This is a genomic window from Mesorhizobium sp. B2-1-8 (assembly GCF_006442545.2).
Classification (GTDB): Bacteria; Pseudomonadota; Alphaproteobacteria; order Rhizobiales; family Rhizobiaceae; genus Mesorhizobium.
In genome coordinates this window covers 157,284-170,512 of the sequence record NZ_CP083953.1, presented here as the reverse complement: position 1 = coordinate 170,512, position 13,229 = coordinate 157,284, and the positions used below count along the sequence as shown (strand labels likewise).

12 protein-coding genes and 1 pseudogene are annotated in these 13,229 nt (G+C 58.3%); 4 read left to right on the top strand and 9 right to left on the bottom strand.

From position 1 onward, the window contains the following. Nucleotides 1-139 precede the first annotated feature (139 nt). Nucleotides 140-652, bottom strand: a complete 513-nt coding sequence (locus FJ970_RS31965; RefSeq protein WP_140762506.1) for an RES family NAD+ phosphorylase — start codon at nt 650-652, stop codon at nt 140-142. Continuing rightward, on the bottom strand, nt 649-1,038 hold the full coding sequence (locus tag FJ970_RS31960; protein WP_140762508.1) for an MbcA/ParS/Xre antitoxin family protein: 390 nt from the start codon (nt 1,036-1,038) through the stop codon (nt 649-651). The genes FJ970_RS31965 and FJ970_RS31960 overlap by 4 nt, the downstream gene beginning before the upstream one ends. Before the next feature lie 45 nt (nt 1,039-1,083). Here FJ970_RS31960 and FJ970_RS34015 point away from each other — a divergent pair. The 4 genes and pseudogenes from FJ970_RS34015 to repC all read left to right on the top strand — a co-directional run bounded on the left by FJ970_RS34015 (nt 1,084) and on the right by repC (nt 6,559). After that, nucleotides 1,084-1,776: pseudogene (locus tag FJ970_RS34015) on the top strand (transposase). 1,213 nt (nt 1,777-2,989) lie between these two features. After that, nucleotides 2,990-4,171, top strand: a complete 1,182-nt coding sequence (gene repA / locus FJ970_RS31945; RefSeq protein ID WP_140762510.1) for a plasmid partitioning protein RepA — start codon at nt 2,990-2,992, stop codon at nt 4,169-4,171. Next, nucleotides 4,168-5,199 carry a plasmid partitioning protein RepB gene (gene repB / locus FJ970_RS31940; protein ID WP_140762512.1) on the top strand — a complete coding sequence of 344 codons (1,032 nt, stop codon included), beginning with the start codon at nt 4,168-4,170 and terminating at the stop codon, nt 5,197-5,199. Before repA ends, repB begins: the two co-directional genes overlap by 4 nt. 154 nt (nt 5,200-5,353) lie before the next feature. Then, complete coding sequence (gene repC, locus FJ970_RS31935) at nt 5,354-6,559, top strand: plasmid replication protein RepC (protein WP_140762514.1); 1,206 nt, start codon at nt 5,354-5,356, stop codon at nt 6,557-6,559. A gap of 164 nt (nt 6,560-6,723) precedes the next feature. Here repC and FJ970_RS31930 read toward each other — a convergent pair whose 3' ends face one another. From FJ970_RS31930 to FJ970_RS31900, 7 genes are all read right to left on the bottom strand, one after another. Further along, on the bottom strand, nt 6,724-6,933 hold the full coding sequence (locus tag FJ970_RS31930; protein ID WP_140762517.1) for a DUF768 domain-containing protein: 210 nt from the start codon (nt 6,931-6,933) through the stop codon (nt 6,724-6,726). Nucleotides 6,934-9,154: 2,221 nt separating this feature from the next. Beyond that, nucleotides 9,155-9,658: a hypothetical protein gene (locus tag FJ970_RS31925; protein WP_227792338.1), complete on the bottom strand. Its 504-nt coding sequence runs from the start codon at nt 9,656-9,658 to the stop codon at nt 9,155-9,157. Between the two features lie 291 nt (nt 9,659-9,949). Next, nucleotides 9,950-10,255 carry a hypothetical protein gene (locus FJ970_RS31920; protein ID WP_227792336.1) on the bottom strand — a complete coding sequence of 102 codons (306 nt, stop codon included), beginning with the start codon at nt 10,253-10,255 and terminating at the stop codon, nt 9,950-9,952. 520 nt (nt 10,256-10,775) lie between these two features. Next, complete coding sequence (locus FJ970_RS31915) at nt 10,776-11,063, bottom strand: PilZ domain-containing protein (RefSeq protein ID WP_140765805.1); 288 nt, start codon at nt 11,061-11,063, stop codon at nt 10,776-10,778. A gap of 240 nt (nt 11,064-11,303) precedes the next feature. After that, complete coding sequence (locus FJ970_RS31910; RefSeq protein WP_227792353.1) at nt 11,304-11,984, bottom strand: GGDEF domain-containing protein; 681 nt, start codon at nt 11,982-11,984, stop codon at nt 11,304-11,306. 554 nt (nt 11,985-12,538) lie between these two features. Next, nucleotides 12,539-12,913 (bottom strand): response regulator, encoded by a 375-nt coding sequence (locus tag FJ970_RS31905; RefSeq protein WP_140765799.1) that lies wholly within the window; start codon nt 12,911-12,913, stop codon nt 12,539-12,541. Further along, nucleotides 12,828-13,181 carry a DUF982 domain-containing protein gene (locus FJ970_RS31900; protein WP_140765797.1) on the bottom strand — a complete coding sequence of 118 codons (354 nt, stop codon included), beginning with the start codon at nt 13,179-13,181 and terminating at the stop codon, nt 12,828-12,830. Before FJ970_RS31900 ends, FJ970_RS31905 begins: the two co-directional genes overlap by 86 nt. Nucleotides 13,182-13,229: the final 48 nt, after the last annotated feature.

The following is a 13,229-nucleotide window of genomic DNA, read 5'->3' as shown; positions in this document are numbered from 1 at the left end:
CCGCGCGATCGGTTCCGCGTCAATTTCATCAAGGCGAACGGATTGTAGAAGAAGGCTCCTCCCCCTTACTCAGTCAGGCCGGCACCAAATTGGCATGCGCGCCGAAAGTCCAACAGCTGTTCGCCACCGAGCCCTACCGCTAGGACAACTGGTCTTTCGGCAATCGTCCACTCGGGTCGAACACCGTCACCTTATGCGGCGATGACGGACCCCAGTCCCAAAGCACGAGGTTGCGATCGTCTGTTTCGGCGCCTGGTGCAAAGCTCGGCACCAGAATGCCGGCAATACCCTGGGATCGCAGCCGGTCATAGACGGACCAAGACGCCGGGCGCTCTCCGTCGCTGAGCGCCGTCGCCCAGGCGCAGGCCATGTCCACGAGCGCGATAGAAGATTCTCCCTTCGCCTCGTCCGTCGTCAGATCCGTGATGTCATCGCAGTCGATCTCATAGGAACACAGCACGCAAGGATCGATCCGGTGCGCGAACCCCTGGTTGGCTTCCTTGACCGCTGTCATGATGGTCAGCGCCAAATAGAGCGCTGGCACGCCCTTGGGATTAAATCGCGCACCTCTGATCGCCGCCCCTTCGCCGGAAGTCGGCTTGAATGCCCAACTTGGATCGTGTGCGCGGTAGCAGGTTCCAACGAACCTCAAGTGAAACCACCAACGGCCATGTGATCGAGATAATCACGGACCGCAGCGGCCTTGCCTTCCTTCACCAGCGCTTCAGCAGTGCGTCCGCCAAATGCAGGAAGCGGCTGAGCTCGATACCAAGCCATCGCCTGCTCCTTGCCGCCCGCCCAATCCGTCACACGACTGATGATCTCAAGCATTTCCCGCAGACGCCCCTGTGTCTTAACCGCAGCGCTGCGCTCTGAGCGATAAAGGGTCTCGCGAGCAAGACCGGCGGTCTGGGCCAACTGACCCTTGGACATGCCAAAACCGTCCGCGACCTGCTCGATCGCAATCTTCCCATTCCGGTCCATATAGGACAAGATGAGAGGTCCATTCTGCTCGGGGATCTTGAGTGCATGGGCCACAGAATTCATCCTACCATATTGAGAGTCATATTTCTTGTGCAAAAGATATGGCAGTTCTCGGCACCTTTCAAGCTTAGGACCGAACCATTCAAGCGTCACCGCCCTAGCACGCACGCGGATCAAGCTGACCGTGCGCGCGCTTATGTCGAAGCAGCGAGTTCGGCAAACACCCGTCGCGCCTATACCGCCAGCTAGAAGCATCTTTTGAGCCCGGTGCCGGCGTCAGCGATTTGATCCGCAGCCACCAGACCCACGTCGGCCTCTACATCACGGCCCAGGCCTCGGCATCGGCAAGCGACACAAGTCGGCGTCGACCATCGAGTGCTGCCTGTCGTCGCTGACCTGGCACAATACGCAACGCGGTCGGGCGTTCGACCGAGGCTTCGATACGCCGCCGCAGTTGAAGGCCTTTCTCGGCCTTGTCCCGGGGGAACGGTCAACCGGGACACGGTTCGCCGGTCGAGCCGTACGCTCGCCGGCAATCGACGCGCCCGCCGCGCCCTGGTCGACGCGGCATGGACTTGCCGCTACCCCGCCAGGATCAGCGAGGCCCTGAGGGCCCGGGTCGAGGGTTGCCCAAGGCTGTCCGCAACTTTGCCTGGAAGGGGCAGGTCTGGCTTTGCGCCCGCTATTGCCGCCTCAGCGCCGCCGGCAAGAAGCCGCCGGTGGTCGTGGCGGCGATCGCACGCGAGATGGCCGCCTTCTTGTGGGATCGGCCGGGAGGTCGCGCCGTCATAGCCGGTCTCGACCCAACCCGCTGCGCAGTGCTGGGGGTGGGGCCACGGTGGGGAACTCCGTCGCAAGTTATGTGGCCGAGCCGATGCGCTTGACGTCCGCCTTCTAGACCGAGGACAGCCCCGAGACGAAGACACGGAAGGCCGGTGCCCAACCCGCGGATGAGAGTCTGATCAACCGTCGTCTCTGAGCTCACCCCCCAGCCCTGTGCGGCTTCGGCCGATCCGATTGCTGCGCTAACCTGCCAAGCAGGTGAGCCTTCTTGCCTTCAACTTGACGCGGAACATGAGAATCTAATTAAGGATTGTAGGGTCCGGTTCGTCCCCAGCCGCGGGTGACTGTGGAAGCGCCAACCCACCCGAGGGCCACATGCCCAACCATAAAGTTGATGGTGTCTAGGTGGCGCCGTGCAAGCCTCCAACTGGAAGACTGTTCCCAGCTGGGAACTCAAAGTACGGGCGGACGAGTTGTGCGAGAAGTTTGGTTCTCGATACGTCATCAGGATCCTTCGCCAACACTTGGACTAGACACAGAGGGAAGTTGCCTGGCGACTGCAGCAGCCTCTTGCTTGCCTCATCGTCGACGCACCGGAGGAGGGTGCGCGTGGACAGGGCGCCCACGTGCCAAACGGTGTCGATTGCTGGCAAATCGCATGTGACGGCTGGGGCGACAAATCCTAGCCATTGAATTGCCATTCGCGGGAACCTCTCGGCCCGGGAAAGAATGCCTCGTGGCGGGAAGGGGGCTGTGGGGCGCCTAACTGGCCAGCCTGGCGGGGCGATCACGAAGGGACATCGGAAGAGCGTGGCATGGCCGGCACCATAACATAACCGATCGTTGCCGACGCGAATAACTGCGCGAGCTCCGCGCCTGGCGTCACAACGGGGAATTTCGCCGACGCGCCAATGTGGGGGTCTCTCCGGGCGCCGAAAGCTGCCTGCGCTGTTGTAGGTCGCTCGCCGCCGAACGCGGGAAGCTAGAGGCCAACAGAGACACCGACGTCGAGTGCAACTTTGAGGTACAGGAAGCCAGCGATCACGAAAAGTTCCCAGCTGGGAACTGCCCGTGCGTCCATTTGCCCGAATACTCCGAATCGGGCATAAGCCCAGTAACGGAAAAACCGCGTAATTCGAAAAGTTGGCGTAGTTGGCGTGGCGTTAACGGCTTGTTAACCACAGTCGCTATCATTGTGGCTGGGTGCAAGAGGAGAATCTGGGTGACGCGGCATCTAAGTAGCCTTCAATTCATGAATACCTTTTCGACGAAACTCGAGAAGGCACTCAACAATCTTTCGCTGGCTCAGTATCCTCCTGACGCGGTTCGTACGATGCGCAAATTCACTTCGACCGAAGTGGCGGCATTGCTGGGGGTGACCGAAGCTTACATAAGACAGGTTTCCTTGAAAGGGCAGGGACCCGAGCCAGAAACAACAACCACCGGAAAGCGCCTATATTCCGTGGGGCAGGTGCTTGAGCTTCGGATGCATCTGGCGGAAAAGGCGCGAAAGAAGTGGATCAATCCTCGTCGCGTTGATGGCGAAGATTGCCAGATCATCGCGATCACCAACTTCAAAGGCGGATCGTCCAAGACAGCGACCACTATTCACTTGGGTCACTGGCTGGCACTTCGTGGGTATCGCGTTCTCGCAGTCGACATGGATCCTCAGGCCTCGTTAACCAGTCTGCAAGGAGCATTACCCGGATTTGACTACCGAGAAGGTGACACGCTTTACTCGGCGATCCGGTTTGATGATCCGGTGCCAACAGAAAAAATTGTGCATCAGACACATGTCATCGGATTCGACGTCATCTGCGCCGGTCTTGAGCTGACAGAATTCGAAACCGCCGTTACCCTTGAGATGCGCAAGAGCGGTGGAACGAGTTTCCTTCTTCGAGTGTCACAGGCGCTAGAACAGATCGTTGATCGCTACGACATCGTGCTTCTCGACTGCGCGCCGTCACTCAATTTCCTGACGCTTTCCTCGCTCACGGCCGCCACCGGGGTCCTCATCCCAGTTCCGGCTCACATGCTCGATGTCGATTCCACAGGCAAGTTTTTGGAGCTGGCCGCGTCTTATATGCAAATCCTGGATGAGGCTGGTGCAGGTGCGCGTTGGGATTTCGCCAAGTTCCTCATCACCAAATTTGAGGCGAACGACCACCCGCAAGCCAACATGCAGGCCCTAATGCGTCAAGTTTTTGGCGAGGATCTACTTCTGAATTCAGTCTCCAAATCAACTGCGGTTGCCGACGCTCTCACTTGGAAGCAGAGCCTCTACGAAGTGCAACGATCGAGGTTCTCCGCACCTAAAACCTATGATCGTGCAATCGAATCGATCAATGCCGCGAACGCGGAAATAGAAAGCCTCATCACAACGGCATGGAGGCGTGAACAGTGAGCCGCAAAGATTCTAAGGGCATGTTTGCTGCTGTTTTGGGGCAACTTGGGGAGGATTCGGAGGAGGGCCTCAGCCGTCGCACGTCATCCCCACACCTGATGAAGGTAGCGGCTGGTGTTCGCCAAATGCAAGAGCGTAGCGATATCGCCGACAAGTTATTGAAGTCAGGCGAACAAATCATTGAACTCGATCCCGACAAAATACGGCCGTCATCTATCACCGATCGGTATGATGACGCTTACGAGATTTCCGCCATTGCTGAAATCACAGAATCCATGCGGGAGCGCGGTCAAATTGTGCCCGGATTGGTTCGACCAGTACAAGGCAAGGATGGCGAGTTTCAAATCGTCTATGGTCGCAGAAGGCTAGCGGCAGCTAAGCAGCTTGGGATCGGGTTCAAAGCGGCCGTCCGCGATCTGACTGATGAACAAGCAGTCATTTTCCAAGGGGAAGAAAACACAGCTCGAGAGGATCTTTCATACATCGAAAAATGCGCTTTTGCGCTTGCGCAACAGGAAGCAGGATACAAACGGGATACCATCTGCGCTTCGTTGTCGACCGGAAAATCGCACGTCTCCGAGATGATCAAAATCGCCTCCTCGGTCGACAAGGAGATACTGCAATCGATTGGTAAAGCCCCCGGGATTGGTCGAGGACGATGGCAGGAATTCTCAAACCGCTATTCCGTCGACGGCTCACTCGCGAAAGCCTTCGATCTTACTCACAAAAACAAATTCCGCGAGGCAACGTCCGATGACAGATTCATCATGCTGCTTGAGACGCTGCCGTCGGATACCAATCCGATTAAAGGACCTGCGGCTCCGACGAAGCCATCAAAGCCCATGATTGCTATGAAATCCTGGGCTGCTCCAGATAAAACGGTCAGCGTCAGCCTCAAAGACAACGGAAAAACTACCATGATTGCCGTGGGAGAGGCCGAAGGATCGCGTTTCGCAGCGTTTATCGCCGGACAACTGGACGACCTGTTTGAGGCCTTTCGGAAGTCCACCACGAAACAAGGAGTCTGAAACCGCAAAAGAAAAAGGCCCCCGAACGGCAAGCCGTGGAAGCCTCTCTCTGAACTAAGCACTCCGAGAATCGCATCTCCACGAATCACTGTCAAGAGTCATTGGCGTCGTTTTGGCGAGCAGATTTCTTTTGCCTAATCGAGGGTGAAAGAAAATGGAGACGGGTATTGCAACGACGCCCTTTGGGCGGCGGCCGATGTCGCTTGCCATGCTGGCAGCGCAAAACGATTCACGTGAAATCCCCAAGGGCAGGGTCGTCGACAAGTGGCAGATCTACCGCAATCTCTGCGAAGGCAAGAGCATCGTCGGCATCGGCGATCGTGCTCTGGCCGTCCTGAATGCGTTGTTATCGTTCTATCCTGACAGTGAGTTGAGTGAGGAAAACGACCTCATCGTCTTTCCCTCGAACGCTCAGCTGTCGCTCAGAGCGCACGGAATGCCTGATGCCACGCTCAGGCGCCACCTGGCGGCTCTTGTGGACTGCGGGCTGATCATCCGTCGGGATAGCCCGAACGGCAAGCGTTACGCCCGCAAGGGCAGAGGAGGGGAGATCGAGGAAGCATTTGGCTTCTCCCTGGCACCGCTGCTGGCCCGTGCTTACGAGTTCGAGGCGGCCGCCGAGCGTGTTCGCGCCGACAACAGGGCGCTCAGGCTTATGCGGGAGCGGGTCACCTTGCACCGCCGCGACATCCACAAGCTGATAGAGGCGGCTCTTGACGAAGACGTCCCTGGCCACTGGGGAGGCCTGTGGAAGCGCTTCCGCGGCGTTGTGGGGGCAATTCCGCGCCGAGCCTGCATTGCCGAGCTCGAGCCGATTGTCTCGGATCTCGCGGAATTACACGAGGAAGTGACTAAGCTGCTGGACAATCATATGAAATCCGCGATTCCGAGCGGCAATGACTCTCAAAACGAGCGGCAGCAATCTGATTCAAATACCGACTCTATTTTTGAATTTGAACCTGCTTTAGAGAAAAGCGGGGCGCCGGCCGAGCCAAGGACGAGAACCGCAGAGCCCCTGAAGGCCTTTCCGCTTGGGCTTGTGCTGAAAGCCTGCCCGGAAATTGTGGACTATGCCGTCGACGGGATCAGCAACTGGCGCGATCTCATGATCACCGCCGCCCAGGTGCGGGGTTACCTTGGTGTCTCGCCATCTGCATATGAGGAGGCCTGCCATGCGATGGGCCAGGAAACCGCTGCGATCGTGATTGCCTGTATCCTGCAACGTGCTCAGCACATCAATTCCGCCGGCGGCTATCTGCGCGTGCTGACTGACAAGGCGAGGGCGGGGGCGTTTTCGGTCGGGCCGATGCTGATGGCGGCACTGAAGGCGAATGGCGTAACGGCGAGGATGGCAGGATGACGATCGCCAATCCCACAGACGGTGTGCAGGCGATGCGCAATTGCCTTCATTACGTCGACAACGATCGACAGTGGCGTGTGCGCAGGCCGGCCGATGGGGCCGGCTTAGTTCCGTCGGGGGAAGACCAAAATGGGAACGCAGTGGGAACGAGTCAAGCTGACACGTCACTCGGGCAGACCAGGATCGAAGTGCACAATCGCGTCGAGGATTGTGCGGTAGATGCTGTCCACCTCCTCATCGATTTCGCTCCGCTTGATGCCGAGGGCCTTGGCGCCGGCGATGAGCTTGTGGGTCAGTTCGTCAACTGAGATGACATCCGCGTGGGTCGTCTCAGGAACGTTATTCGCTAGCGTTAAAAAAAGTTGATGCCCCATGTGCTCAATCCGGCATGAGACGCCGGGAGGTACTAGGTTCCGCTTAAGTCCGGCCCAGTCAGTTGGAGGCGCCCCGCCTAAAAATCTCAAGCTTCTCGCTGTAAGAGAGCCGTACCTTCTCACCGCATCGTTCGCATGTGAATATCGCGACGGACTTGACCCAGGAGCCCTTCCTAACCAGCTTGGCTCTGCAGCTTGGACATTGCAGGGTCAGATCCTTGTCGAGCAGGCGATTAAATAAACTCATTCCATCCCTCTCCCAAGATGAAATGGTCATGCAAGATGGGTGCCAGAACGGGCGTCCTGAAACGCCACATACGCTGGCGAGATCGGCTCCATCGATTGACGGCGTGGCCGCGGTCCTATGTTGTGACCTCGCGGCGGACCTGGGAGGGTCGGTTTGGCCGGTGCGGAGGCGCGGCATATCGCGTCCCAGTCCGCGGCCGGCGGTCTGCTTGGCGAAAGGCTGCCTTTCTCGGTATCAAACCGACATTTGAATCCTTCTGAGCACCGCATTAGATTCGACTGGTTAAAATTGTAGCTATTGGGAGGTAGCTATGATCGAAAGCCGTACAGACGTCGCGCGTGCGATGATAGACGCCAGCTTCGTCTCGCAGCGTCGCTCTTTAAGTGACATCGCCTCAATTCGTCGCGATCTAGACCAATCCCGCCGTGCAATCGCAGCATCACGCGACCTTCTAAAGCGGTTACGCCAGCGCAAGGCGGACGAGGCGCCCAGGGAGGCTGAGAAGCACCGAGTGTCCGCGTTCCATGCAGACATTGTCCGGTCTGTATTTCGAAATTTGGTCTCGGAAACTGACGTGCCCGAGTGTGAATGGCGCAACCTGGCTAGGAGCCTCATCTTCGAGCTCACCGGGTGCGAGTGCGTTGACGCAGTCTTGCTGGATTGGGTCATTAGAAAGTAACGGACGGAACAATCGCCACGCCGCTTTATTCGGGGCGCATCATTTTTGTGGTGATTCATCCTATGGGGAAGAAGGCCAAGCACAAAGCAAAGTAGGTGACTGAAATCCCGATGGAGAGGCGAGCTTGAAAACGGAAGCCGCCTACTATGCTCGCAAGTGCGGTATCACGACAGATGAAGCCGCCAAGATCTTTCGGAAGCCCACGCGCCAAAGCTCACCATCGTCCCAAAAGAACGCCAGCCATCGGGGTCCACAAAGGAAAAGCCCCGGTGCTTTGGTCAGCACCGGGGCTTTTGACACGTACGAGCTACTCGGCATGTCGGCATGTACGACGTAGTAGTGGGCCCGGCGGTTGAGGGGGGCTCATCGCCGAGCCTGACTGGCGGGGGGGTAAGGGGGGACATCGCCAGCTTACACGAAGCTAGCATTGTCGTTGCCGGCGCGGCGTCATTCAAACAGAGGAGGCGTCTCGGCCTGCTCAAGCACATCTACCCTGCCACACAGTTGTAGTTGGCCCGCCGCCGCGCATGAGCACCGCTGCCTCGCGGTTGGCTGCGTAGGAGCTGGAGCGCTTGGTAATGGATCGCAGCCAGCATCACGGCACAGTTGCACTATGCTGTTGATTGCCCGGTCGCAACTTGCGCCGGCAACCCGCCAGATGAGGCGGTTTTTATTGGCCGCAATATGCTCGCTGCTCCGGACTGCAAATTCAAATTACTGGATTGGCCAAAAGAGCGGGAGCGGCTCCCCTGTTTAGTGTCAGGCCATTCGGTACGCCATTTACCGTCGACGCCTTGGACTAGAACTTCCGCCTCGTGGCCTTGTTCGGTAGCGCGTATCGCCGCTTTGACCGCAGCTAGAACTGCGGAGCCGTGGGACTCATAAGGATAATCCTGGCCGTCGTAACGGACGTTCCAACGGTCTGCGTTCTTCGCGACATGGTATTTGGCATTCGCCATAAGCGCCGTCCCCAAGGTTCGGCAGCAAGAAAGCATTAACCAACCTCCCCGGCAAGAAAAGCTTTCGCCGGCGAGGGCGCTCGCGAGACACACCCGTCGGGCCGAGCCGCAAAGTTTCACACGAACTGAGGATTGGAGGCGAATCGCCATTCGCTATCCAACGACTGCCCACACCTTCCTCTGGGCAATCTGCATGCAGCCGCCGCCCTTTTCTGCCTTATAAGCGATAGGTCCTGAGCCGATTGAGATCGGCTTTTGTCGCAGGTGTCGTTGTGCGCACCGATGTGCCGGCGCTCTGCCGCGATTTTCCCAGACCCTCCGCGCGACGTGCGCAGACTACGACTTATCCTGGGCGCTCTGGGTTTTGACCAACCGATCAAGCACGGCGAAATCCTGCAGGTCCCGATAGGGTGTAAGATCGAGGTCGGGAGGCACCTTCCTGAGCTTCTCTTGGTCTATCGGCTTCTCGTTGAGCTTCATCAACGACTGATATCTTTGCCAGGGGACGCCTGCGGCCATGACTGCATCGCGCTCGGCACGTAGCGCGATTTGATGGGCATGTAGATAGTGCAGCCTAAGTTCATCCAGCAGCGCCTTTTCGATAATTTCATGGGTCAGCAAGAAAGGGGACAGCCTCACTCTTTGACCCTTCCACGGCATCGTGCGTGGCAGGTGACGGTCAATGTAGACCGTGCGTCGATCAATGCTGTAGCCTGCAATGTAAGGGATATCGAAGTCATGGCTGATCTTGACACGACGATGGAGAGCCATGACGACGTCCCCCAACACATTGTCATCCACCTCTTCCGATCTATGGCGAACCTCGGCTTCGCGTTTCATGTGCTCTCCAGTCCGCGAAGGCATCTCAGCTGCCCGTTGCGTCAAGAGAACTCAACTAACTCAGGCGCTGCTCACATACCCAGGGTCTGTGGGCTGGTGGGTGCTTCAGCAAACTCCCCCAGCGCGTGCTCGACTCCAACAACTGCAGTTCCTCCGAGAAATCCCCCGCGCCATAGTTGGTTCCAGTCGCCTCAAAGATCGGCGAAATCGCGCAGCATGTCGGTGACGACCAGCGCCATCGTGTAACACCTGCCTCGTGGCTGGTTCGCACTTCCGTTCCGGCGGGGCCGATTAGCGACGGGCTATCAGCAGGCAGAGCTGGCGCAGATCGCGATCATAAGTCTCTTGACTGCTGAGCACGTCAGCGCAGCGCTTCTTCATCCGAGCCAACTTTGCACCCGACATGTCGGCGACGACGCTGGCTAACTTGGGACTGGTCGGGCTGGTGGGGGCCGTGGGAATACTTAGGCTGCTTGGATTGGTTCCGATCCCAACCCCGACGCCCGGATCGATGCCACTGCCGACGCTAACGCCGATCCCACTGGTGTCGCCTACTGTCGCGCCCACGCCTGCCGTGACGGCGCTGGCTGCGCCCATTGTCGTCCCGGCGCCGGCGTTTATCCCATTGGACCCGTCAACCGAGGCTCCGAGACCAGCGGTGGAGCCGCTTGATCCGCCAACCGAAGCACCGAGTCCAGCGTTCGCATCACTCGAGCCGCCGGCTGACGCGCCTAGTCCGGCATTCACGCCACCCGAGCCACCGATAGAAGCCCCAGCCCCAGCATTAGCGCCGCCGCTCCCGCCAACAGACGCGCCGGCGCCTACGCCGATTCCACCGGAGTTTGCGGGGACACACAGAACTGCAATGATCACACCACTCGCCAATGCTTTGGCGGTTCTCGCGAAGATACTAGCCATGACACTCTCCTGTGGTTGACTAACGCGCAACAAGCGCTACGCTAGCGGCTCACATTAGTACGTGCTAAGGCGTCACTTGGTTTCAGAACAGCGAGGAACTTCCGGCGCTATAGTTTCTCGTCTCAGTATTATAACTTTCAAATTTGTCGAAATAGCCGACCAGGGTTGCGCTTCCGGTTTGGCCATCCGCGCGGGAACTTCAGCCGTAGTGAAGACGAGGCTTCGGCGACGTTCCAGTAAATTGGACGCCGATCCGGTCATTCCTGCGCCACCGCAGGACAGCTTGATAGGCAACACCGTCGGTTGGCACGTAAAGGACGAACCGTTCAGGCACACGCGCTTCCACGGATACGTTAAGTTCAGCGCCGCCGCTGTTCTGGTTCCGAATCGTGCAACTGATTTCTGAGTTCGTGACGCCGTTGATGATCGCCGCGCCTTTCAGCACTCGCTGCCGCCGTTCGCGGCGATTCCCGGCTTCGTCAACCATTGTGACCTCCGTTAGGTCACCCCGCCCACAATAAACTAAACAAACTAGCCAACCGGCGGAATGCCCATGAAGAAGACTACCAAAAGCCTAAGCTGGCCGCCCCCCACTCGATGACCTCTGCTTGAACTGCGTATTATGGTCGTTCAATTCTGGCCGTGAGCCATACCGCAAATGCGATCATCGCGATGATGGCAGCGTATTCCAACGGAAGGCGCTTTGAGGGCATTCGATCCACGCAGCTTACCTGTGCCTCATTGCGACCGCAGCCGCTTCAGGTTCATACGCCTTCCAACTATCTCGGCCCTTCGCCTTGGCCTGATAAAGTGCCCGGTCGGCGTTCTTGAGCAGCCTTCCGGGTCCGCTTCGTCCTTGGGAAAAATGGTGTAGCCGATCGCCGCCCGGAAGCAGCGTAACATCGTCGATCTTCAACGGTTGCGCCAGGTTCTTCATGATCCGGGTCACCAAGCTGACATCGCCGGTTCCGTCGGTATTGCCGTACATCAGCACTCCGAACTCATGGCCACCAAGTCGTGCGGCCAGATCGCCTCGCCTGATCGCCTTCTCCAGACGCCGTGAGACTTCAACCAGCGGGACGTCTACTGCGGCATGACCGAAATTGTCGTTCACCTCCTTCAGAACGATCAGGGAGCCGCTCGGCGCCGCCGCGACCGCCAGCAGGATAAGGTCTCTATATCGAACGAGCCGCCGCTGGCGCAGGCTGTAAACGCCGGGAGACGCTTCGAACGCCATCATCATCGAGCCGGTTGTGCCGGCGGTCATTACGACGCCGAACAAGAGCTGTTGGTGCCGTCGGCCTTTCCGGGGGACGAAATCACCGACCGAACACCACGCCACCAGCATGACTGCTGCCACCAGCATGACTGCGGCAAGGGCAAGGTTTCCAAGGAGAGGTTGCCACATGGCGACCACGGTGCTTTCGGCGTTGATATCGAAACATTGTCCTGGCCGCGAACTACCGAAAGATTACGCGGCATGAATAATTTGAGCCAATGGTTAACCGCTCGTGTCTCGTGTCTCACAGGCGTCCGCCCATGCAACACCTTCTCAGCTGACCGCAATAGCGGGATAGCTTTTTACTTAAGTTTTCTCTAATATCGTGAAGGGGAGGCTTAGGGCGATGGGGCTGCCCAGCAAGTTGGATAACTTGAGGTTCGCGCAGGCGATGTTGCGCGAGCTCCGGCAAGTGACTCATGCAGATGGGGAGCGCCTGCTCACCTATTTAATCGATATGGCTTATCTCGAAGTGAGTGACCGCGCTCGGGCCTCTTGGGCAGCCCAGTGCGACGAGAATAGCGTGTACCATAGTGGAACGATCTCACCGCCTAGCGATTAGACGGTTAGTGATCGATTTCTCGGGGTGCCGCCGCTCTCGATGTAAGACACTGCCGGCTCGGCCGATTCCCTCGCTGGGGCGCAGTCTTTAGTCCAAGCGACATATCACTCGCAACCAACTCTCATGCTGTCCGATTGAGCAAGGCGGCCACCGCAGTGATGATCTGGGCCATGACGAACGGCTTCGAGATCATGATACTGTTTGGCACCCCTTGTGATGCCCAATCATCTGCGCCATCGCCGCTCATGTAGATCACCGGCAGATCGGGGTTGACGCTACGCATGTGACGGGCCACCTCCCACCCGGTTGGACCGGCCCCAAGCCTGATGTCCGACACGAGTGCTCGGATGGGCTCGGGGTCCCGATCAAAGGCCTGTATAGCAGCCGATCCGTTCATTGCGGTGACCACGTCAAAGCCGGCCTCCATGAGTGAATGCTCGACGTCGATAAGAACTACGCCCTCGTCTTCCACTAGGAGGACAACTGTTGATGTCATGCCAGATCAGACCGTTGGAGACCCATCCCACCACCGCCCGCAACGGTTGGAGTGTGGGTTGGTTCCATTTATCCGACAAATACTCGGAGAGCAGGACACCCTCCTCGTTGGCAGCCAGGCTGAAGCACCTTCGGGCTTCCTGGGGTGTCGCCAAGTCGGCCAGAGCGGCCATGCAAACGCTCACTGCACGGTGCCACTCAGAGCCACGTTTGGTCCACTTCAGAAGTTCTGCGGCGGCAGCCTCAGCATTGCTGACGTTGAACCGCATGCCTGGCTCGGTGGTCCTTATCGTGATCGGGGGGGTGAACCAATGGAG